This is a genomic window from Paraburkholderia sp. BL9I2N2 (assembly GCF_004339745.1).
Lineage (GTDB): Bacteria > Pseudomonadota > Gammaproteobacteria > Burkholderiales > Burkholderiaceae > Paraburkholderia.
Window position 1 is genome coordinate 2,181,242 of record NZ_SMGP01000001.1, and the last position, 22,016, is coordinate 2,203,257.

Consider the following 22,016-nt stretch of genomic DNA (forward strand, 5'->3'; position numbering starts at 1 on the left):
CTCCATGCGATCCATGCAATACCGCGACGCGTGGGCGCGCCGCCCTTCCGGTTCATCGAGCCGGATCAGCGATCCGACCCATTGTCTGATTTTCCCGAGGTCAGCAGGCAGAATACACAAAAAAGCACGCTCGTTCAATTCTCGTTCGTTTTATTTCCAGGCGGGGTTTCCCCTGGCAAGCGGCGTCAGAGGACAATCCTTTTCGTCTTCGAGCGCGGACGGCAGGACATGGTCGCGGAAAATGTCGCGCAGCTTGAGTTTCTGCAGCTTGCCGGTCGCCGTGTGCGGCAGTTCGTCGACGAAGGCCACGTCGTCGGGAATCCACCATTTGGCGACCTTGCCGTCATAGAAGGCGATCAGTTCTTCGCGCGTGACTTCGAAGCCGGGCCGCTTGACGACCACCAGCAGCGGCCGCTCGGTCCATTTCGGATGCGCGCAGGCAATGCACGCCGCTTCGGCCACGGCCGGATGCGCGATTGCCACGTTCTCGACGTCGATCGAACTGATCCATTCGCCGCCTGACTTGATTACGTCTTTCGAGCGGTCCGTGATGTGCAGAAAGCTGTCGCGGTCGATGGTGGCGACGTCGCCGGTGGGAAACCAGCCGTCCACGAGCGGCGAGTCGTCCTTGCGAAAATACTGGTTGATCACCCACGGTCCGCGCACGTGCAGATCGCCGAATGCCACGCCGTCCCACGGCAGCTCACGCCCGTCTTCGCCGACGATTTTCATGTCGACGCCATAGAGCACGTGCCCCTGCTTCTCGAGCAATTTGCGCTGATCTTCCAGCGGACGCTGGCTCTGTTCCCACGTCAGTTTGGACAGCGTGCCGAGCGGCGACATTTCGGTCATGCCCCACGCATGGATCACCTGCACGCCGTAGTCGTCCTCGAATGTGCGCAGCATGGCCGGCGGACAGGCCGAGCCGCCGATCACCGTGCGATCGAGCGACGAAAACCGCACCTTCGCCTCGCGCAGGTAGTTGAGCAGGCCGAGCCACACGGTCGGCACGCCGGCCGAATAGGTAACGCGTTCGCTTTCCATCAATTCATACAGCGACTTGCCGTCGAGTTCCTTGCCGGGGAACACGAGCTTCGCGCCGGTCAACGGCGCGGCATGCGGAATGCCCCATGCGTTCACATGAAACATGGGTACGACGGGCAGCACGCAATCGCGCGCGGAAAGACTCATCGCGTCAGGCAGCGACGCGCCGAACGCATGCAGCACCGTCGAGCGATGCGAATACAGCGCGCCCTTCGGATTGCCGGTGGTGCCCGACGTGTAGCACAGGTACGAGGCTTGCCGCTCGTCGAGCGGCGGCCATTCGAAGTTGCCGTCCTGCGCGGTGACGAGCGTTTCGTAGCTGAGCGCCGGCGTCTGCATGGCGGGCCGATGCGCTTCGTCGGCGAGCGCGATCCAGCCGCGCACTTTCGGGCATTGCGGCGCGAGGACATCGACGAGCGGCGCGAACGTGGTGTCGAACAGCACGTAGGCGTCGTCGGCGTGATTGATGATGTAAGCGATCTGATCGGGAAAGAGACGCGGGTTGATCGTGTGGCAAACGGCGCCGAAACCGGTCGTGCCGTAATACGCTTCCAGATGGCGGTAGCCGTTCCATGCGAGCGTCGCGACCCGTTCGCCGGGTTCGACGCCAAGCGCGATCAAAGCCTGCGCGAGCTGCTTCGCGCGCTTTTCGCAATCACGATAGGTATAGCGATGCAGGTCGCCTTCGATACGCCGCGACACGATTTCGGTGCTGCCGAAATGCCGCGCGGCGTGTGCGAGCAACGAAGGCACTGTAAGCGGCACGTCCATCATCTGGCCAAGCAGCGGCGTCGTCATAAAGAGTGGTCTCCTCGGCTTGATCGTTTCAATTGGTTTTGCAGCTCGGGGGGCGCGCCTCGTCGCGCCATCGGCGAAAAGCGCGAAGCCGGCAAACGATCTGGACAGGATCGGTACGTGACAGACGTACGGCCGGCCAGCAGCTCCGCGGGCGCGGACTTACAATATCGGTTAATCCAGAGGCGCTCAACATGTCGTTTTCCCCAAGCATTGCAGGGTTATCCGGGCCTTTGACGGCCCTTTCCGACGCGCTCACCACGTTGCACGAGAGCGCGTTCGCACGGCTCGGCAGCGTGTTTCTGACGCGTCTGCCCGCGGCGCCGCTCAGCGCGCCGTACCTCGTCGGGTTCTCGGCCGAAACCGCCGCACTGCTCGGTCTAGAGCCGGGCCTCGAGAAGGATCCGGGCTTTGCGGAACTGTTCTCCGGCAACGTCACGCGCGAGTGGCCGGCCGAGACGCTGCCTTATGCGTCGGTGTATTCCGGGCATCAGTTCGGCGTGTGGGCCGGCCAGCTCGGCGACGGCCGCGCGCTCGGCCTCGGCGAAGTCGAACACGACGGCCAGCGCTTCGAGTTGCAGCTCAAAGGCGCGGGGCGCACCCCCTATTCGCGCATGGGTGACGGCCGCGCGGTGTTGCGCTCGTCGATCCGCGAGTATCTGTGTTCGGAGGCGATGCATCACCTCGGCATTCCGACCACGCGCGCGCTGTGCGTGATCGGCTCCGATCAGCCGGTGCGGCGCGAGACGATCGAAACGGCGGCGGTGGTCACGCGCGTGGCGCCGAGCTTCGTGCGCTTCGGCCACTTCGAGCACTTCTATTCGAACGATCGCACCGACGCGCTGCGCGCGCTCGCCGATCACGTGATCGAGCGTTTCTATCCGCATTGCCGCGAAGCCGACGATCCGTATCTCGCGCTGCTCGACGAAGCGGTCATGTCGACCGCTGACCTGATGGTCGAGTGGCAGGCGGTCGGCTTTTGCCACGGCGTGATGAACACCGACAACATGTCGATACTCGGCCTCACCATCGACTACGGTCCGTTCGGTTTCATGGACGGCTTCGACGCCGGCTACATCTGCAATCACTCCGATTCGCAAGGCCGTTACGCGTACAAGATGCAGCCGCAGATCGCTTACTGGAATCTCTTCTGCCTCGCGCAGGGGCTGTTGCCGCTGCTGGGCGAAAAGCATGAGGAAAGTGTGCGCGGCGACAAGGCGATCGAAGACGCGCAGCGCGTGCTCGGCGGCTTCAAGGATCGTTTCGCCCCGGCGCTGGAGCGGCGCATGCGCGCCAAGCTCGGCCTCGAAACCGAACGTGACGGTGACGCTTCGCTCGTGAATGGTCTGTTCGAAGTGATGCACGCCAATCGTGCGGATTTCACGCTGACTTTCCGCAACCTGGCGCGCATGTCGAAGCACGACGCGAGCGCCGACGCGCCGGTGCGCGACCTGTTTCTCGACCGCGCCGCGTTCGACGCCTGGGCGAACGACTACCGCGCGCGGCTGTCCGAAGAAACACGCGACGACGCCGAGCGCGCCATTGCAATGAACCGTGTGAACCCCAAATTCGTACTTCGCAATCATCTGGCGGAGACGGCAATCCGTCACGCGAAAGAGAAGGATTTTTCCGAAGTGGAACGACTGGCGGCCGTGCTGCGCCGTCCGTTCGACGAACAGCCCGAGCACGAAGCATATGCGGGGCTGCCGCCGGACTGGGCGAGTTCGCTGGAAGTGAGCTGCTCGTCGTGACGCGCTGAACGCCGTGTGATCGCGCGTGATGAGCCGAATCTGCATGATCATCATGCGTCCCCTCAAAACAAGCCCGAGACAGGAACCCCGACCATGAACAAGCCCGACGAACTCAAGACCGACGCCCCCGCCGTGCAGAAAGACGACGCCGAGTGGCGCAAGCAACTCTCCGACATCGAATATCAGGTGACGCGCCACGCGGCCACCGAGCGCCCATTCACCGGCCGCTATCACGATCACTGGGACCGCGGCATCTATGACTGCGTCTGTTGCGGCACGCCGCTGTTCGAATCGGACACCAAGTTCGACGCCGGTTGCGGCTGGCCGAGCTACTTCAAGCCGATCGACGGCGAAGTGATCACCGAGAAGACCGACCGCTCGCACGGCATGCTGCGTATCGAGGTGGAGTGCAAGAACTGCGGCGCGCATCTGGGCCACGTGTTCGAAGACGGACCCGCGCCGACCGGCCTGCGGTACTGCATCAATTCAGCTGCGTTACAATTCGAGCCCAAGTAACGCAGCGCGGAGTCCGGCGCGTTGCCGGCCGGCGTCTGCGACCATTCAGACGCGCGCCGGCCGCGACACCCTTCATCCAGTTTGCGAACCGGCTGCCCCGACGCTTCGCACCGCGCCCTTATTCTTCGACTCGCTTTCCGCTCACTTTCCGATTCCCCGACCAGATAATGAAATTCCTGTTCGATCTGTTCCCGATCATCCTGTTCTTCGTCGCCTTCAAGATTTGGGGCATTTTCACGGCGACGGCAGTGGCGATCGTCGCCACGCTGGTGCAGATCGCGTGGGTGGCTTTCCGCCACCGCAAGGTCGATCCGATGCTGTGGGTGAGCCTCGGCGTCGTCACCGTGTTCGGCGGCGCCACGCTCGTGCTGCACAACGACACGTTCATCAAATGGAAGCCGACCGTGCTCTACTGGGCGTTTTCGGTCGCGCTGATCGTCTCGCAACTGGCCTTCAACAAGAACCTGATCGAAGCGATGATGGGCAAGCAGATCACGCTGCCGCACGCGATCTGGGGCAAGCTGAATGTCGTGTGGGCGGTGTTTTTCGTGCTGCTCGGGCTGGTCAATCTGTTCGTCGCGTACAACTACACGACCGACCAGTGGGTCAATTTCAAGCTGTTCGGTGCCACCGGGTGCCTGGTGGTGTTCATCGTCGGGCAGAGTTTGTGGTTGTCGAAGTATATGAAGGAAGAATGACATGACGAGCGATGTATTCATGCACGCCACCACCGCCGAGCGCGCCGCGTTGATCGAGGCGCGCCTCGCCGCCGCGCTGGCGCCGGTCACTTCGATCCGGATCACCGACGACAGCGCTCAGCACGCCGGTCACGCCGGCGCCTCCGCCGGCGGTCATTTCAGTGTCACGATCGTGGCCGCCGCATTCGCCGGCAAGGCCCGCGTGGCGCGGCATCGCATGGTGTATGATGCGCTGGCCGATGCCATGCAGCGCGGCATTCACGCCCTTGCCATCACGGCGTATACGCCCGAAGAATTCGCTTTGTTGCCCCGCTAGGAAAATTTTCGATGACCTTGAAGAAAACCCGCCTCTGGGTATTGCTGGCTGCATTTGCAGCCGCACCTGCATTCGCACAGAACATCGCCGTCGTGAACGGCACGCCGATTCCCAAAGCACGCGCCGACGCGCTGATCGACCAACTGGTTCATCAAGGCCAGCAAAATACGCCGCAACTGCAAACGGCCGTGCGCGAAGAACTGGTGAACCGCGAGATCCTGATGCAGGAAGCGCTGCGCCGCGGCCTGCCGAATCGTCCGGACATCAAGGCGCAAATCGCCGTGGTACAGCAAACCGTCGTGCTGCGCGCGCTGATCGAAGACTTCGTGAAGAACAACACACCGAGCGACGCCGAAGTCACCGCGCGTTACAACGCGCTGATCAAGGACGCGGGCGGCAAGGAATATCACCTGCACCACATCCTCGTGGATAACGAACAGCAGGCGAAGGACCTGATCGCGAAGATCAAGGCCGGCGCAAGCTTCGAGGATCTGGCCAAGCAATTCTCGAAGGACCCGGGATCGGGAAAGAACGGCGGCGATCTGGACTGGTCGGACCCGAAGGCCTACGTGCCTGAATTCGCGGACGCGGCCACGCATCTGCAGAAAGGCCAGATGACCGACACGCCGGTGCATACGCAATTCGGCTGGCACATCATCCGTGTCGACGACGTGCGCGACGTCACGCCGCCGCCGCTGGAGCAAGTGCGCCCGCAGATCGTGCAGCAGATCCAGCAGGAAAAGCTGCAAGCGTTCGAAGAAGGTCTGCGTAAGAACGCCAAGATTCAGTAAGCAGGTTTGCCGCTGAAGAGCGAGCGGCTCGCTTCGAGCGGGTACTTCGGTTCTTTTCGGTTCTTTTCGGTTCTTATTTGTCAGCGGTCCCGGCTTCTGTTCATGGCCCCGTTCAGTCAATGACTGAACGGGGCTTTTTCATGTCTGGTCAGGCCGGCGGCAATCACTTGCGCAGCGCCCGGCTCATCTCCGCAAGCGGCATCGCGACAGTCGAGTCGAGCAGCCGGACCTCACCGGCATTCGGCTGCGCGATCTTCTCGACGCTGCGCCGGGTGTCCGCCACGCGGGTGTCGAGCGTGGCCAGCATGTCATCCAGCAATTTTTCCGAGCCTTTCGGCGCGAGACGAAGCGCTTCGCCGAATGCGAGCATGTTCTTCCTAGAAATCTGCGCGAACTGCATGGCGTCTCCGACTGGCATGGTGAGGTCGCAGTGTGGCCAACGATCCCGCTGCTGCGGCTGATAGGTCGGCGTATGGTAGACGACCGTGCTGACCAGGTCGTAAAACGGAGCCAGCATGTAGCCGCGCGGGGTGACGAAGAACGAGAGGTTTTTCAGATGTGAGTCGGCGTTGCCGATGAGCACATTGAAGATCGCCCATCGGAATACATCGAGACGCGCCACTGCCCGCGTGCTCGTTTTCTCGATGGCGTCCCTGAGCACCTGCGCCGTGGCGTTCTGATATTTGAAGCTGCGGTCGTAGTTCAACAGTTGCATGGCGTCGACGGTATGCAGCCGCCGCGCCGGCTCGCTGCTCGTGTCACGGTCGAAGCGATCGATCACGTAGCAGGCCGAAGGCACGCGCATAAAATGCGTAGGCGGTACGCGCACACCCATCGCATGCGCGAGTTGCATGCAGAAAAATTCGTTGATCGCCGAATGCGGATAGCCCGTGCTTCGCATGTCGGGCTTGAGCAGATGCATGGACGGTTCACTGCCCACGGGCTCAAAGAGTACGTAATCGGGCGCGTCGCCGCGCAAGGTCAGCAGCAGCTTCTGTTGGGCGCCCGCCGCGGACATGCGTTTGGGCGCCGTGGCGGTGAGCGCATGCTGCGGCATCGCCTGAATGCGTGCCTCCAGGTTCGCGTACGTCAACGGTTGCAGACCGCTCGGTGCCTCCTGTTCGCCCTCGGCAAGCAGCGTCAAGGCGCCAGCCGACTCCCGGCCGTAATAGGCAAGCAGACCCCACGCATCGCTCGCATCGACCCTGGCCTCACGAGCGAGCGCACTGCGCATTTCCTCTTCCGGCAAAAGGTTGTCGAAGAACCATTGCACCGGCCGCTGGCTCGAGCCGTCGACGAAAGGCCGGGCTTCCAGTGGGAAAGCGGGTGAAAGCGCAAACGCGTCCTGACGACTCAGCCAATCCTCGTCGTAGGTAAATGACCAGACGCCGCTGTCATCGCTTACGATGCCCACGCGTTGGCCATTCGCATAGGCGACGAGCGTTCTAGCGGCCATGAGGATTCCGTCGGCGATGGGACGCCTTGGTCGAGACGTCTGCGGGGATGTCTACGGAAACCTGGGCGCGCAGCGTGATACCCAGTTCGCCGAGCAGGTGCAGCACCTTGCCGATCTGCGCTGTCGGCTTACCTGCCTCGATATGCGTGATGAACTTGGGAGACAGGCCGGTCGCGGTGGCGACGTCGTCGCGCGTCAGCCCTTGTGCGAGCCGCGATGCCCGCACAAGATCGCCTAAGGCCGTCATATCGCCAATGAAAGTCTCGGATTGCACCACTTTCCGCCCCTGTATGTTCGTACCCGCTCGGGAACATTATGCCACGGGGCGAAGGGGCAGGCTTGATTTCGTACCCGGTCGGGTACCAAATGATGTTTTGGAGGCTTATACGCCTGTTTCGTACCCGAACGGATACGAAACATAACAATTTGGAGTGTATCGCTCTTCCCGTACCAGATCGGATACGGACCAAGGCGTCGACAATCTGCTCACTGCTGCGAGGGCCGGCGCATGTGCCGCCCGCCTTGCCGGCGCCAAGCGGACTAGACAGCCGTCGGGCCAGCAGGCTGCCGTGCCAACTACACGGCAGCCTGTCTTACATCATCAGCCCAACCAGCGGCGCGCGTTCTGGAACACGCGCATCCACGGGCTTGCGTCCGTGGCGCCCTCGCCCCAGCCTTCCGGATGCCAGCTCATCTGCACAGCGCGATGCACGCGCTCCGTATGTGGCATCAGCACCGTGAAGCGACCGTCCAGCGTCGTTACCGACGTGATGCCGTTCGGCGAACCGTTCGGGTTGAACGGATACTGCTCGGTCGCCTGACCACGGTGATCGACATAACGCATCGCCACCGCGACCTTCGACGCATCGCCTTGCTGCGAGAAGTCCGCGTAGCCTTCGCCGTGCGCGATCGCCACTGGAATGCGCGAGCCTTCCATGCCGTTGAAGAAGATCGACGGCGAAGCCTGCACTTCGACCAGCGAGAAGCGCGCTTCGAATTTCTCCGACTTGTTGCGCGTGAACTTCGGCCACGCTTCGGCGCCCGGAATCATCGAGGCGAGGCTGCTCATCATCTGGCAACCGTTGCAGATACCGAGTGCGAACGTGTCTTCGCGGCCGAAGAACGCGGCGAACATATCGGCCAGTTGCGCGTTGAAGCGGATCGCCTTCGCCCAGCCTTCACCAGCGCCCAGCGTGTCGCCATAAGAGAAGCCGCCGCACGCCACCGCGCCGGCGAAATCGGCGAGATTCGCGCGGCCGGCCAGCAGGTCGCTCATGTGCACGTCGTGCGCGTCGAAGCCGGCGCGGTCGAATGCGTAGGCCGTTTCGAGGTGCGAATTCACGCCCTGCTCGCGCAGGATCGCGACGCGCGGACGCGCGCTCTTGCCAATGAACGGCGCGGCGACGTCTTCAGCCGGATCAAAGCTCAGCACCGGCGTGATGCCCGGATCGGCCGCGTCGGAGAGCGCGTCGTATTCGGCGTCGGCGCAAGCGGGGTTGTCGCGCAGACGCGCGATACGCCAGCTCACTTCGCTCCACGTACGATGCAATTCGGTGCGCGGCGCTTCATAAATCTTCTTGGCGTCGCGATAGATTTCGATCGTGTCGCGCTCGTTGAGCTTGCCGATCACATGCGCGCACGCCGACAGCCCATGTTCGCGCAACGCAGCCAGCACCGTGTCGCGCTCAGACGCACGCACCTGAACGACGGCGCCGAGTTCTTCGTTAAAGAGCGCGCGGATCGTACGGTCTTCGCGGCGGCCGCTGGTCTGCTTCGCCCAATCTTTGGCGTCGCCGTAATCGGATTCATGGTTCGGATCGAGCACCAGCATGTCGACGTTCAACGACACACCCACGTGCCCCGCGAACGCCATTTCGCACACCGTCGCCCACAGGCCGCCGTCGGAACGGTCGTGGTAAGCGAGCAGTTTGCCGTCCTGGTTCAGCGCCTGGATCGCGGCGAAGAAACGCTTGAGGTCTTCCGGATCGTCCACGTCCGGCACCGTGTCGCCGACCTGCTGCGTGACCTGCGCGAGAATACTGCCGCCCAGGCGATGCTTGCCGCGGCCGAGGTCGATCGCGATCAGCACGGACTCGCCCACGTCGCTGGCGCGGCGCAGTTGCGGTGTGAGATGGCGGCGCACGTCTTCGACCGGCGCGAACGCCGAGATGATCAGCGAGACGGGCGCGACCACTTCCTTCGCGACGCCGCGGTCTTCCCACTTGGTGCGCATGGACAGCGAATCCTTGCCGACCGGAATGCTGATGCCGAGTGCCGGGCACAACTCCATGCCGATCGCCTTGACCGTGTCGTAGAGCGCGGCGTCTTCGCCCGCTGCGCCGCACGCGGCCATCCAGTTGGCCGACAGCTTGAGCTTGTCGAGCGACGCGATCGGCGCCGCCGCGATGTTCGTGACCGCCTCGCCGACCGCCATGCGGCCCGAAGCCGGCGCGTCGATCACGGCAAGCGGCGTGCGCTCGGCCATCGTCATGGCTTCGCCGGTAAAGCCCGCGTAGTCCATGGTGGTGATCGCGACGTCGGCCACCGGCACTTGCCACGGGCCGACCATCTGGTCACGCGCGGTCGTGCCGCCCACCGAGCGGTCGCCGATCGTGATCAGGAACGACTTGCTCGCCACCGTGGGATGACGCAGCACGCTGACCGCCACATCCGACAGCGCGAGACCGGTGACATCCACCGGTTCGAGCTTCTGCTCGACGCGCTTGACGTCGCGGTGCATGCGCGGCGCTTTGCCGAGCAGCACTTCCATTGGCATGTCGACCGGCTCATGCGCGGTGTCGTTGTTCAGTTCGGAGTCGATCAGCTTGAGTTGACGCTCGGCCGTGGCCGTGCCAATCACCGCGAACGGGCAGCGCTCGCGCTCGCACATGGCGGCGAACGCCGGCAGATCGGCCGGCGCGATGGCGAGCACGTAGCGTTCTTGCGCTTCGTTCGACCAGATTTCGCGCGGCGACAGGCCGCTCTCTTCCAGTTGAATCTTGCGCAGATCGAAGCGCGCGCCCTTGCCGGCGCCGTCGACCACTTCCGGGAAGGCGTTCGAGAGACCGCCCGCGCCGACGTCATGGATGCTCAGAATCGGGTTCTTCTCGCCGAGTTGCCAGCACGCGTTGATCACTTCCTGCGCACGGCGTTCGATTTCCGGGTTGCCGCGCTGAACCGAATCGAAGTCGAGTTCAGCGGTGTTGGTGCCGGTCGCCATCGAGCTCGCGGCGCCGCCGCCCATGCCGATGCGCATGCCCGGACCGCCGATCTGGATCAAGAGCGACCCTTCCGGCAGATCGTGCTTATGCGTGTGTTGGTCCGAGATATTGCCAATGCCGCCGGCGATCATGATCGGCTTGTGATAACCACGCACGAGACCCGCGACGTTCTGCTCGTAAGCCCGGAAATAGCCGCCCAGGTTGGGCCGGCCGAATTCGTTGTTGAACGCGGCGCCGCCGAGCGGCCCGTCGATCATGATTTGCAGCGGCGAGGCGATGCGATCAGGCCGGCCGTACGCTTCGTGCTTGTCGTCCGGATTGCGGTGCGCGAGCGGCTGCGCGGCGTCGCGCGCGTTTTCCCAAGCCTCGACACCGTCCGGCAGTTCCAGGTTCGACACCGTGAAGCCCGCCAGACCCGCTTTCGGACGCGCACCGCGCCCGGTCGCGCCTTCGTCGCGGATTTCGCCGCCCGCGCCGGTCGCGGCGCCCGGGAACGGCGAGATCGCGGTCGGGTGGTTGTGCGTTTCCACCTTCATCAAGGTGTGCGTGAGTTCGTTGCTGCGGCGGTAGTGCTCCGGCAGCTCACTCGCGCCCAGATCGGCCGGCGTGCGCGGGAACCAGCGCTCGGCCATGCCGCCCGCCATGATCGCCGAGTTGTCCGAATACGCGACGATCGTGCCTTGCGGATTCAGCTTCTCGGTATTGCGGATCATGTTGAAGAGCGAGATGTCCTGCTTCTCGCCGTCGATGGTCCAGTCCGCGTTGAAAATCTTGTGACGGCAGTGTTCGCTGTTGGCCTGCGCGAACATCATCAGTTCGACATCGGTCGGGTTGCGGCCGAGTTTCGTGAAGGCGTCGACCAGGTAGTCGATTTCGTCGTCGGCGAGCGCGAGGCCCAGTTCCGTGTTCGCCGTTTCCAGCGCGCCACGGCCGTTGCTCAACACGTCGACGGTTTGCAGCGGTTTGGCCGGCAGTTCGTCGAACAGATGCAGCGCGTGGTCGCGCGACGGTGACACGCTTTCCGTCATGCGGTCGTGCAAGGCCGCCGCGACGGCCGCGCGGGCTTCGTCGGTGAGCGCCTTCTTGCCGCCCAGCAGGCCGCTTTTCAGCGTGACCGTGTACTCGACGCCGCGCTCGATGCGGCGCACCTGCGTGAGGCCGCACAGATGCGCGATATCCGTTGCCTTGCTGGCCCATGGCGACACCGTGCCGAAACGCGGCACCACGAGGAAGGTCTCGGCCGTGCCGCGCTCCTTGGTTTCTTCGAGCGGATCGCCGTAGTGCATCAGCGCTTCGATCTTCGCGTTGTCTTCAGCGGAGAGCGGTGTCTGGGCGTTGACGAAGTGCAGATATTGCCCGCGCACACCGGTGATGTTCGGATCGATGCGCGTAAGCGTTTCGAGCAGGCGGGTTTGACGGAAATCGGAAAGGGCCGAAGCGCCGGGGAAACACGAGAAGTGGGCCATGGACTTGACGTTGCGTCGCTAATGATGCCGATGAGTGATGCCGATGAGTCGCGCGTGAAGGCGACGTGAGGCGGACAGGAAGTCCGAGATTATACCCCGGGAAGAGGCTTCCAGCGGGCTTGGCGGTGCGGCTTCGGGCGGGTTTCGAGATGGTTCCGCGGCGCTTCGGTGCGGATCCCGGCCACGTTTCGGCCGGATTCGGGCTCGCCCGCGGCACGCACGGCGGCGGCGCTCCGGCGTTGCACCCGCGTGGCCGCGCCAGCGGTTTGACTGCTATCATTCGCCCTTTCACCAGATCGGCGCGAGCGGCCTGAGCAGGCCGGGCAGCGCGCCGCATGTCACGCTCAACGGGAATGCGCCGCTTCGGCGTCCCGTCGGCAACTCGAATCAGAACATGGATGTCATCGTCATCGGCGGCGGGATTGTGGGCGTCGCCACCGCTTATCAACTGCGCGCGGCCGGCCATCGGGTATGCGTCGTCGAGCGCCACGCCACGGTCGCGCAGGGCGCAACCTATGGACACGGCGGCACCGTCCTGCCGACCCCGCTCGACGTCTGGTTCGGCCCGACTTTCATGGCGAGCCGTCAAAACGCCAAAAATGGCGTCGTCAACAAGACCGGCTTCAACGGATCGGCGCGCCAGTTCGTCAAGCAGCTCGCCGAGTTGCAGGAACCCGACGCGTTCGGCCATCAATACGGACTGCTGCGACCGCTGATCGAGCTGTCGCGCGAAACCATGGCGGACATGGAGGCGCGCTTCGGCCTCGAGTTCGAACAGACCAGCGGCGTGCTCTATCTGGTGCGCTCCGAACAGGAGTGGCAGCAGATGCGGCCCGCGCGTGGCCTGCTCCAGCTTTTCGAAGTGCCGCACCACGAGTTCACACCCGAACAATGCGCCGCGTTCGAGCACTCCGTGCGCACCGAGCCGGAATTCGCGGGCGGCGTGCTGTTCGACCAGGAGCGCACGGCCAATGCGCCGCTCTTCACCAAGCTGATCAAGCAGACGCTGGATACGCAAGGCGGCGTGCAATTCATGCTGGGCTGCGAAGTTTCGTCGATCCGCCTGGAAGGCCAGCGCGCCTCGGTGGAACTGGCGCCGCAGCCGGGTGCGACCTCCCGTTCGCGCGAAGTGGATGTGATCCACGCCGACGCGGTGGTCGTGGCGGCCGGCCACGGCAGCCTGCCGCTGCTCGAACGACTCGGCTTGCGGCTGCCATTGCATCCGCTGCGCCTGCACACGCTGGTTGCACCGATCGCGCATGAGGAATGCGCGCCGCACGTCGCGATCGTCGACGCGGTGAAGCGGATCGCGATCAGCCGCATGAACCATCGGCTGCGGATCGCGGGCGGCGCGGTCTTGCAAAGCGCCGGCCAGATCGACAAGCCATTGGGCGAAGCGGTGACGAAAGAAGCCCTCGCCCTGCTCGGCCAGGCCACGCACGACTGGATTCCAGGCGCCGCGCGAATCTCGGTGGCCTTGCCTTGGGAAGGCGTCAAACTGCTGTCGCCGGACGGCTTGCCGGTGATCGGCAACGCACTGCATCCGCGGCTTTTCGTCAATGTGGGTCACGGCCCCGCCGGCTGGGGTCTCGCCTGCGGGTCGGGCAAACTGGTTGCCGACCTGATTTCGGGCGGCACGCCGGACGTCCCCGCGGACACGCTGGCCGCCCTACGTCCGGATCGGTTCAGGTAAATGGCCGGCCCGCGCGCGAGCGGGCCGCAAGAGGCGCCCACCTGGCGCCCATCGGCACTACCATAGCGATTCCCCAAGCTTTTTCGCCTGCCACCAGGGCGAACCGCCAAGCCTCGCTATGACAGAAGTTGACAACACGCCGCCGACGCTCATCAGCCCCCTCAATCGGGCGCTGCCGCTCCTGACGCTCACCGACCTGCGGATCGCCGAATCCCAGGCGGCGGCCGCCCTGCCGAAACACACGCTGATGTCGCGCGCCGGGAAAGCCGCCGCGAGCTTCCTGCGCGAGCAGATCACCCGCGATACCTCGATCGAGAAATCGAGGCAGAAGGTGTGGCTCATCGCCGGACCGGGCAACAACGGCGGCGACGCGCTGATTCTCGCGACAGAACTGCACCAAGCCGGCATCGCGGTCGAACTGTGCATGCCGGTCGAGGTCAAGCCGGAAGACGCGCGCTGGGCTCTCGACACGGCCCGCGCGGCCGGCGTCGCGATCAGCAGCGCGCCGCCCGCGTCGCTGGATGGCTACCGGTGGCTGGTGGACGGCATGTTCGGCATCGGCCTCACGCGTCCGCTCGAAGGCGTGTTCGCGGCCGTCGCCCGGCAGCTTTCGCAACGGGCCAAAACGCGGCCGCGCAAAGGCGGCGTGCTGGCCCTCGACGTGCCGAGCGGCCTCGACAGCGACACCGGCACGGTTGTGGGCAACGGCGACGGCGCTGCCGTCCATGCCACCCATACGGTCACCTTCATCGGCGCCAAACCCGGGCTCTTCACCGCGCAAGGGCGTGATCTTGCCGGCGCGGTCACGGTCGCGCCGATCGGCGTCGACACTAGCGGCCGCACGGCCGTGCAGTTGAACGCGCCCGAGCTCTTCGCCGCCTTCCTGCCCGCGCGCGATTTCGCGACCAACAAGGGCAGCTTCGGCAGCCTCGCCGTGGTCGGCGGCGAAACCGGCATGTGCGGCGCGCCGATCCTCGCCTCGCGCGCGGCGCTGTACACCGGCGCGGGCAAGGTGCACGTCGCGTTGCTGGGCGAAGGCGCGCCGCCCTACGACCCGCCGCATCCCGAACTCATGCTGCATGCCATCGACGATCTGCCGCTCGACCAGATGGACGCGCTCGCCGTCGGCTGCGGCATGGGTCATCGCGAACGCGCCACGCGCGTGATGCACGACGTGCTGCAACTCGACGTGCCCAAGCTGTTCGACGCGGACGCGCTGAACCTGATCTCGAAGGACTCCGCGCTCGCCGCCGACGTCACCGCGCGCGGCGTGCAAGGCGATCCGTGCATCCTCACGCCGCACCCGCTCGAAGCCGCGCGTTTGCTCGGCACCGACGCGCCGGGCGTGCAGCGAGACCGCCTCACCGCGGCGCGCTCGCTCGCCGCGCGCTATGCCGCCGTGGTGGTGCTCAAAGGCACCGGCACCGTCATCGCGGCGCCGGACGGCCGCCTCGCGATCAATCCGACCGGCAATGCCGCGCTCGCGACGGGCGGCACCGGCGACGTGCTCGGCGGCATCATCGGCGCGCTGCTCGCGCAGCATCTGCCGCGCTACGAAGCGGCGCTCGCGGGCGTCTATCTGCACGGTCTCGCCGCCGACACGCTGAGCGCGCAAGGCCACGGTCCCGCCGGCCTGACGGCGGGCGAACTGGCGCCGATGGTGCGAACCTTGCTGAACCGTTTGTTCTACCCGGCGGCGGAGTGCTGAGGCGAAGTGCTGAAACTGTCCGTCCCAACCTATGGATCGACGCCCCAAACCGCTGCCGCCCGTCACGCAACGCCGTTATACTGACTGACTGCGCCGCGCGTCGGAGCCATCACGGGTAACGGCGAACTTTCCCCGCCACCCATGGCGAACCCGGCCGCGCGGCATCGCTCTAACAGCATCGTTGCATCATCCTCGGCAGCGCTTCACGCGCGCGCCTTTCTTCGTGCCACTTGGTTAGACGGACGCTATGACCCAGAACTCGCTCCCCTCCTGGTCCTCGCTGCAAACGCATTACGAAAAGATTCGCGATGCACATATGCGCGACTGGTTCGCCCCCGAGAACGATCCCGCCCCCACCCGTGCTGAGCGCTTTGCGTTCGCGGGCGGCGGTCTCGCGGCCGATTTCTCGAAGAACCGCATCACCGAAGAGACGCTGAAACTGCTCGTGCAACTCGCGCGCGAAGCCGGCGTCGAGAAACGCCGCGACGCCATGTTCGCCGGTGAAATCGTCAACCCGACGGAAGGCCGCGCCGTGCTGCACACCGCCCTGCGCGCCACCGATCCGAAAGCGCCGTTCTACGCTCAGGTGCAGGCCGAGCGCGCCAAGATGGCCGCGTTCGCCGACCAGGTGCGCAGCGGCGAGTGGAAAGGCTATACCGGCAAGCGGATCCGCTATGTCGTGAACATCGGCATCGGCGGCTCGGATCTCGGGCCGAAGATGGTCGTGCATGCGCTGCATCATCTGGCCACGCCGGAGATCACCACGCACTTCGTGTCGAACGTCGACGGCGCCGATCTGTACAACGTGATGCAGCAGATCGATCCCGAAGAGACGCTCGCGATCATCGTCTCCAAGACCTTCACCACGCTCGAAACCATGACCAACGCGCGCTCGCTGCGCGACTGGTTCATCGAGAAAGGCTGCCCGGAAAGCGCGCTGGCGCAGCACTTCGTCGGCGTGTCGGCCAATCCTGCGGAAGTGGTCAAGTTCGGCATCGCGAAAGAGAACGTGTTCGAGATGTGGGACTGGGTCGGCGGCCGCTATTCGCTGTGGTCGGCAGTCGGTCTGTCGATCATGATTGCGATCGGACCGAAGCAGTTCGACGAACTGCTCGCCGGCGCCAACGAGATGGACCAGCATTTCCGCGACGCGCCGCTCGAAAAAAATCTGCCGGTGCTGCTCGGCATGATCGGCATCTGGTATCGCAACTTCTTCGGCTCGCAAAGCTACTTGGTCGCGCCGTATTCCGAAGCACTACATTTCCTGCCCTCGTATCTGCAACAGCTCGAGATGGAAAGCAACGGCAAGTCCGCGCGTCTGGACGGCGCGATGGTCGACTACCCGACCGCCGCGGTGACGTGGGGCGAACCGGGCACGAACGGTCAGCACGCTTTCTTCCAGATGCTGCATCAGGGTCCGACGATCGTGCCGATCGACTTCATCGCTGTGTTGACGCCGGAGCATCCGCTCGTCAGCCATCATCCGAAGCTGCTCGCCAATTGCTTTGCGCAAAGTGAAGCGCTGATGCTCGGCCGCACGCTCGAAGAAGCGAAGAAAGTGGCCGGTGCGGACAAGCCCGAACTCGCACCGCATCTGGTATTTCCGGGCAACCGTCCGACCAGCACGCTGCTGGTCGACGCGCTCACCGCACGTTCCCTCGGCGCATTGATCGCGCTGTACGAGCACAAGGTGCTGGTGCAGGGGTCGGTGTGGAACATCAATTCCTTCGATCAGTGGGGCGTGGAGTTGGGCAAGATTCTCGGCAAGGTGGTCGAGGCCGACCTGACGGCGTCGAGCGTCGATGAGAAGAAGCACGACTCGTCGACGTCCGCATTGATCGCGCGGGCGCGCGCGGCGTTGAAGAAGTAATGGTGAGCGGCACGGTGCTTCGCCGCGCCGCTGAAGTTTTATGCTGAGGTGGTTGGCGAATTCGCCCGCTGACGAAGTGAGCCGGATGAAAAAAGCGGGCCCTTGCGGCCCGCTTTTGCTTTTGTATCGACGCCCGCTCAGGCGAGACGTCCTGCCTCGATCGTCACCGTCGTATCGCAGCGGCGCGCCAGTTCGATGTCGTGCGTGACGAGAATCAACGTAGCGCCGTTCGCGCGGTTCATCTCGAACATCAGATCGATCACCGCGTGACCGGTGGCCGCATCGAGGCTACCGGTCGGCTCGTCGGCGAAGAGGATCGCCGGGTGTGTGACGAACGCGCGCGCGAGCGCCACACGTTGCTGCTCGCCGCCCGACAGCAGCTTCGGATAATGACTGGTGCGCTTGCCGAGACCGACCTGCTCCAGCAAGCCGCGCGCGCGCGTTGCGGCTTCGCGGGTGCCGATGCCGCCTTGCAGTTCCAGCGGCAAGGTGACGTTCTCGAGCGCTGTCAAATGAGGCATCAATTGAAACGACTGGAACACGAAGCCGACGGAGCCGCTGCGCAATGCGGCGCGCTCGTCTTCGTTCAGTTCACCGAGTTCGCGGCCGAGCAACCGAACCGAGCCCGAGCTCGCGCTGTCCAATCCTGCGAGCAAGCCGAGCAGCGTAGACTTGCCCGATCCGGATGCACCGACGATTGCCACACTGCTGCCGGCATCGATAGCAAGATCGATGTCGTCGAGAATCGTCAGTTCGCCCGTTGCATCCTTAACCTTCTTGCACAAACCCCGCACTTCAATGACTGGATCAGTTTTGTTTAGCATGGTGAAGCGTAGGTTGAAAGTGCGTGCCATGACGTCTCGCGCCACGGCGCTGACAACGGCATGCGGCGTTGCCGTGGCCGCTACCCTGTTTTCAGTGAGCCTCGCGGCCCGGGCCGCCAACGCACCCGAACCGGCCAAGCCGGTGATCGTCGTGCTCGGCGACAGCATCTCCGCCGAATACGGCCTGCCCCGAGACACGGGCTGGGTTGCCTTGATGCGCCAGCGCCTCACCGACGAGCGAATCGATTATAGCGTCGCCAATGCGAGCATCAGCGGCGACACCACGAGCGGCGGACGAGCCCGCCTGCCCGCGCTCATGCAGCGCCTGAAGCCGAGCATCGTGATCGTCGAACTCGGCGCCAATGACGCATTGCGCGGCGTGCCGCTCTCCACCACCGAAGACAACCTGCGCACGATCATCGAGCAGGCTCAGCAAGGTCACGCGAAGGTCGTACTGGTGGGCATGTATGTGCCGCCTAATTACGGCCCGGACTACACGCAAAAGTTCCACGGCTTGTACGGCGAACTGTCCAGGCAATTGCGTGTGCCGCTCGTGCCGTTTCTGCTCGCCGGCATTGCTGACAAACCGGACATGTTCCAGGCCGATCAGATTCATCCGACCCAGCAGGCACAGCCAGTGCTACTGAACAACGTGTGGCCCGCAGTCAAGCCACTCCTTCGCACAAGTTCGCCGCACTGAAAAAGCCTGCTAACAACTTGTTTCCAGAACTGCGGGAACGCGGATCGGTAAGTTCTCTCTGACACTTTCGTAATCCCGCGTAACCGGCTCGATTTTGAGCGACTTTTGAGGAGATAACGTGAAATATTTACCGTTAATCGCTTTGACCGTGGCAATTTCTGCCTGCGCCGCTCAACCACCCGCTGGCGTTCAGTCCGTTGGTCAAAGCCAGCAACCGCCGAAGGCTGTCGCTACCTGTATCGCGCAGAAGTGGGCAGACAGCTCGCAACAACAAGTCGTGTCGCAAGACACGCTGGCTAACGATCAAGCCATGGATGTCTATGTTCCGGGTCAGCAGCCGCCTAATGGCGCAGCCGCTGTCGTACGCCCGTCGTACACCGGCAAAGGTACGTGGGTCGGCTTCCGCGCGAATGGCGCTGCGGGCAGCGACGCCACGGGTGCAATCAGCGGCTGCCTGTAATACCGCGGCGTGCCGCAGCAAACCGTTTGACGAGCTTGCACTCGTCAAATGAAAAGCCCCGCAATTGCGGGGCTTTTTTGTGTTTGCGCGGTGTTATTCGCCGCTCGCCTGCGCATTGCTGCTGTCGAGCGAGCCGTAGAATTTCACCTTCGAACGCGCACGCAGCGCTTCGACGTAGGCCTCTGCTTCGGACTGCGCGTCGACCTGTGCGATCTGCTGCTGCGCTGCGGCCAGACGTTGCGGATCGACCGTGTTACCGGCCACCACCGCGTTCACGCGATAGATTGCATAGCCGTCGTCGCCGAGATCCACGCCGACATAGGCGGGCAATTTTTGCGCGTCCGCCTTGTAGATTGCACTCAATGCGGCCGGCGGCACGCCTTGCGCGTCGTTGCGCGACACCTTCAACGGCGACGAGAAGCCCGTGGTCGCCTTCGACTTTTCGAACTCGGCCAGTTTGGCCACGCCGTCCTTGTGAGCCGCTTCATTCGACTGAACGGCGATCACCTTCTGACGCACGGCGTCCTTGACGGCGTCGAGCGCCGGCACCGCCGCGGCCTTGTAGTCGGTCACGCGCGCCGCGATCAACGTGTTGCCGCCGACGTCGATGGCCTGCGTGTTGTTGCGTGCCGTCGTGGCGTCGCTAGCGAACACCGCGGCGAGGAACTTCGCGTTGTTCAGCGGACTGTCAGGCGCGAGCTTCGGATCCGGCTGCGGCGTGACCGTGGCGGTCTGTAATTGCAGCTTGTACTTGTCGGCAGCGGGCTGCAGGCTCTTCGCCTTTTCGTAGACGATCGACGTGAAGCCTTCCGAATCGTCGGTGAACGCCTTGCTGGCCAACTGCGTCTTCAGGTCTTTCGAAATCTGATCCTTCACTTCGTCGAACGGCTTCGTGACCGCCGGCTTCACATCCGTCACCTTGACGATGTGATAGCCGAAGTCGGTTTGCACGATGCCGCTGACTTCGTCTTTCTTCAGCGCGAACACGGCGTCGTCGAACGCCTGGCCGCCCGCGATCATGCCGCGGCCGAAGTAACCCAGATCGCCGCCCTTCGACGCCGAACCCGGATCCTGCGAATTCTGCTGCGCGATCTGCGCGAACTGGTCCGGATGCGCCTTGATCTGCGCGAGCAACTCTTCGGCCTTCTGCTTGGCCTTGGCCTTGTCAGCCGCGCTCGCGTCTTTCGGGGCCGCGATCAGGATGTGGCTTGCACGCACCTGGCCGTCGGTGCGGTAGTGCGCGATGTTGTCGTCGTAGTACTTCTTCAGATCGGCATCGCTTGGCTGCGCGGAAGCGGCGAGCGTGGCCGGCGACATCACGAGATACTGGATCGTGGCCGTCGCGGGCGTAGCGAATTCGTTGCGATGCGCGTCGTAATACGCTTGCAGCTGCGCGTCGGTGGGCTGCACCTTCGCGGCGTAGTCGCGCGGATGAAACGCAATGCCCTGCACTTCGCGCTGTTGTTCCGCGAGCTCGGTCAGATGCTGAGCCAGCGTTTTCGATGTGAACGCGCTGCCCTGAATGCTGGCCGGCAACTGCTGCGTGGCAATGCTGTAGCGCACGCGTTCGTCGTACTGGTCGGGCGTCATGCCCTGCATGGCGAGCAACTGCTTGTAGCGTTCGACGTCGACCGTGCCGTCAGGATTCTTCAGCGACGAGATCACCGGATCGTTCATCAACACACGGCGCACGGCGTCGTCAGACGCGGTCAGATGCAGGCGCTGTGTTTCATCGGCCAGCACGCGTTGCTCGATCAAACCATCGAGCATCTGAGCGCGGCGTTCCGGCGTGTCGAACGACTTCATGTCGAACTGCGCGCCGAGCATCTGACGGGCGCGGTCGAGTTGCTGACGCATCGCGTCGTCGTATTCAGCGCGCGTGATCTTGTGACCGTTGACGCTCGCGACGTTTGCACTTTCGTCAAAGAAGCCGCGGAAGCCCTGAATACCCACAAAACCCAACCCCGGCACAATGACGAGGATGAGCATGAACATCATCAGGCGTTTGTGATTGCGGAAAAAATCGAGCATGCGTGAGGAGTGCCAAAAACAGAACGCCCGATCTTACAACAGCGGGCAATAAAAAAGGCGAACCGGAGTTCGCCTTTCGAGGATACTGGCGGAGTGGACGGGACTCGAACCCGCGACCCCCGGCGTGACAGGCCGGTATTCTAACCGACTGAACTACCACTCCTTATGCAGCACAACTGCGCTGCGCTGAAACACTTAAACGAATCTGAAACTGGTGGGTGCTGAGAGGCTCGAACTCCCGACCTACGCCTTGTAAGGGCGCCGCTCTACCAACTGAGCTAAGCACCCGTTTCACGATTCAGTGCTTCTTCTGTCTGCCGCCCGATTCTCGTTAACCGACGTTCCTCAAGCAGCGAGCCCATTAGTTTAGCGCATCCTTCAGAGCTTTGCCAGGCCTAAATTTAGGAACCTTGGCCGCCTTGATTTTGATGGCAGCGCCGGTGCGCGGATTGCGCCCGGTGCGCGCGGTACGCTTGCCAACCGCGAAGGTGCCAAAACCGACCAGCGTCACCGAACCACCTTTCTTCAACGTACCTTTGACACCATCGATCACAGCGTCGAGTGCACGGCCTGCCGCTGCCTTCGAAATGTCGGCTTGCTGTGCAACGTGATCGATCAATTCCGTCTTGTTCATTCCAACCCCCGAGAATGTTTATGGCAATCGTGACGGCGCTCT

17 protein-coding genes and 2 tRNA genes are annotated in these 22,016 nt (G+C 63.7%); 10 read left to right on the top strand and 9 right to left on the bottom strand.

What is annotated here, in order from left to right:
- Nucleotides 1-150 precede the first annotated feature (150 nt).
- The gene (locus B0G74_RS10150) at nucleotides 151-1,842 is read right to left on the bottom strand and encodes a 3-(methylthio)propionyl-CoA ligase (RefSeq protein WP_132374682.1); all 1,692 of its coding nucleotides are present in this window, start codon (nucleotides 1,840-1,842) and stop codon (nucleotides 151-153) included.
- Between the two features lie 191 nt (nucleotides 1,843-2,033).
- On the opposite strand from B0G74_RS10150, the gene B0G74_RS10155 reads away from it, so the two are divergent.
- The 5 genes from B0G74_RS10155 (at nucleotide 2,034) to B0G74_RS10175 (ending at nucleotide 5,911) form a co-directional block, all read left to right on the top strand.
- A complete protein-coding gene (locus B0G74_RS10155; protein ID WP_132374683.1) occupies nucleotides 2,034-3,590 on the top strand; it encodes a protein adenylyltransferase SelO in 1,557 nt (518 codons plus the stop codon).
- A 93-nt stretch (nucleotides 3,591-3,683) separates the two neighbouring features.
- Nucleotides 3,684-4,106: a peptide-methionine (R)-S-oxide reductase MsrB gene (gene msrB / locus B0G74_RS10160; RefSeq protein ID WP_132374684.1), complete on the top strand. Its 423-nt coding sequence runs from the start codon at nucleotides 3,684-3,686 to the stop codon at nucleotides 4,104-4,106.
- A gap of 167 nt (nucleotides 4,107-4,273) precedes the next feature.
- The gene (locus B0G74_RS10165) at nucleotides 4,274-4,804 is read left to right on the top strand and encodes a septation protein A (RefSeq protein WP_095419421.1); all 531 of its coding nucleotides are present in this window, start codon (nucleotides 4,274-4,276) and stop codon (nucleotides 4,802-4,804) included.
- Nucleotide 4,805: 1 nt separating this feature from the next.
- Entirely contained in the window at nucleotides 4,806-5,120 is a 315-nt protein-coding gene (locus B0G74_RS10170) for a BolA family protein (protein ID WP_132374685.1), read from the top strand.
- 11 nt (nucleotides 5,121-5,131) lie between these two features.
- The gene (locus B0G74_RS10175; RefSeq protein WP_132374686.1) at nucleotides 5,132-5,911 is read left to right on the top strand and encodes a peptidylprolyl isomerase; all 780 of its coding nucleotides are present in this window, start codon (nucleotides 5,132-5,134) and stop codon (nucleotides 5,909-5,911) included.
- A 163-nt stretch (nucleotides 5,912-6,074) separates the two neighbouring features.
- Here the strand turns inward: B0G74_RS10175 and B0G74_RS10180 are convergent, their stop codons facing one another.
- The 3 genes from B0G74_RS10180 to purL form a co-directional block, all read right to left on the bottom strand.
- A complete protein-coding gene (locus B0G74_RS10180; protein ID WP_132374687.1) occupies nucleotides 6,075-7,367 on the bottom strand; it encodes a HipA domain-containing protein in 1,293 nt (430 codons plus the stop codon).
- Entirely contained in the window at nucleotides 7,357-7,614 is a 258-nt protein-coding gene (locus B0G74_RS10185) for a helix-turn-helix domain-containing protein (RefSeq protein WP_132376909.1), read from the bottom strand. Before B0G74_RS10185 ends, B0G74_RS10180 begins: the two co-directional genes overlap by 11 nt.
- 354 nt (nucleotides 7,615-7,968) lie before the next feature.
- Complete coding sequence (gene purL / locus B0G74_RS10190; protein WP_132374688.1) at nucleotides 7,969-12,054, bottom strand: phosphoribosylformylglycinamidine synthase; 4,086 nt, start codon at nucleotides 12,052-12,054, stop codon at nucleotides 7,969-7,971.
- A 394-nt stretch (nucleotides 12,055-12,448) separates the two neighbouring features.
- Here purL and B0G74_RS10195 point away from each other — a divergent pair, with 394 nt between their 5' ends.
- The 3 genes from B0G74_RS10195 to pgi all read left to right on the top strand — a co-directional run bounded on the left by B0G74_RS10195 (nucleotide 12,449) and on the right by pgi (nucleotide 17,325).
- A complete protein-coding gene (locus tag B0G74_RS10195) occupies nucleotides 12,449-13,747 on the top strand; it encodes an FAD-dependent oxidoreductase (RefSeq protein ID WP_132374689.1) in 1,299 nt (432 codons plus the stop codon).
- A 118-nt stretch (nucleotides 13,748-13,865) separates the two neighbouring features.
- A complete protein-coding gene (locus B0G74_RS10200) occupies nucleotides 13,866-15,455 on the top strand; it encodes an NAD(P)H-hydrate dehydratase (protein WP_132374690.1) in 1,590 nt (529 codons plus the stop codon).
- A gap of 247 nt (nucleotides 15,456-15,702) precedes the next feature.
- Nucleotides 15,703-17,325: a glucose-6-phosphate isomerase gene (gene pgi / locus B0G74_RS10205; protein ID WP_132374691.1), complete on the top strand. Its 1,623-nt coding sequence runs from the start codon at nucleotides 15,703-15,705 to the stop codon at nucleotides 17,323-17,325.
- 137 nt (nucleotides 17,326-17,462) lie between these two features.
- On the opposite strand, the gene B0G74_RS10210 is transcribed toward pgi, so the two are convergent.
- Nucleotides 17,463-18,149, bottom strand: coding sequence for an ABC transporter ATP-binding protein (locus B0G74_RS10210; protein ID WP_106307454.1), 687 nt, complete (start codon nucleotides 18,147-18,149; stop codon nucleotides 17,463-17,465).
- 28 nt (nucleotides 18,150-18,177) lie between these two features.
- On the opposite strand from B0G74_RS10210, the gene B0G74_RS10215 reads away from it, so the two are divergent.
- Entirely contained in the window at nucleotides 18,178-18,849 is a 672-nt protein-coding gene (locus B0G74_RS10215) for an arylesterase (protein ID WP_207915635.1), read from the top strand.
- Nucleotides 18,850-18,967: 118 nt separating this feature from the next.
- A complete protein-coding gene (locus tag B0G74_RS10220) occupies nucleotides 18,968-19,309 on the top strand; it encodes a hypothetical protein (protein ID WP_132374693.1) in 342 nt (113 codons plus the stop codon).
- Nucleotides 19,310-19,402: 93 nt separating this feature from the next.
- Here the strand turns inward: B0G74_RS10220 and B0G74_RS10225 are convergent, their stop codons facing one another.
- The 4 genes from B0G74_RS10225 to B0G74_RS10240 all read right to left on the bottom strand — a co-directional run bounded on the left by B0G74_RS10225 (nucleotide 19,403) and on the right by B0G74_RS10240 (nucleotide 21,974).
- Entirely contained in the window at nucleotides 19,403-21,340 is a 1,938-nt protein-coding gene (locus B0G74_RS10225; protein WP_132374694.1) for a SurA N-terminal domain-containing protein, read from the bottom strand.
- A gap of 86 nt (nucleotides 21,341-21,426) precedes the next feature.
- Nucleotides 21,427-21,503: transfer RNA gene (locus B0G74_RS10230), tRNA-Asp, on the bottom strand.
- 49 nt (nucleotides 21,504-21,552) lie between these two features.
- Nucleotides 21,553-21,628, bottom strand: a tRNA-Val gene (locus B0G74_RS10235).
- A 73-nt stretch (nucleotides 21,629-21,701) separates the two neighbouring features.
- Nucleotides 21,702-21,974: an HU family DNA-binding protein gene (locus B0G74_RS10240; RefSeq protein ID WP_012432917.1), complete on the bottom strand. Its 273-nt coding sequence runs from the start codon at nucleotides 21,972-21,974 to the stop codon at nucleotides 21,702-21,704.
- Between the last annotated feature and the right edge of the window lie 42 nt (nucleotides 21,975-22,016).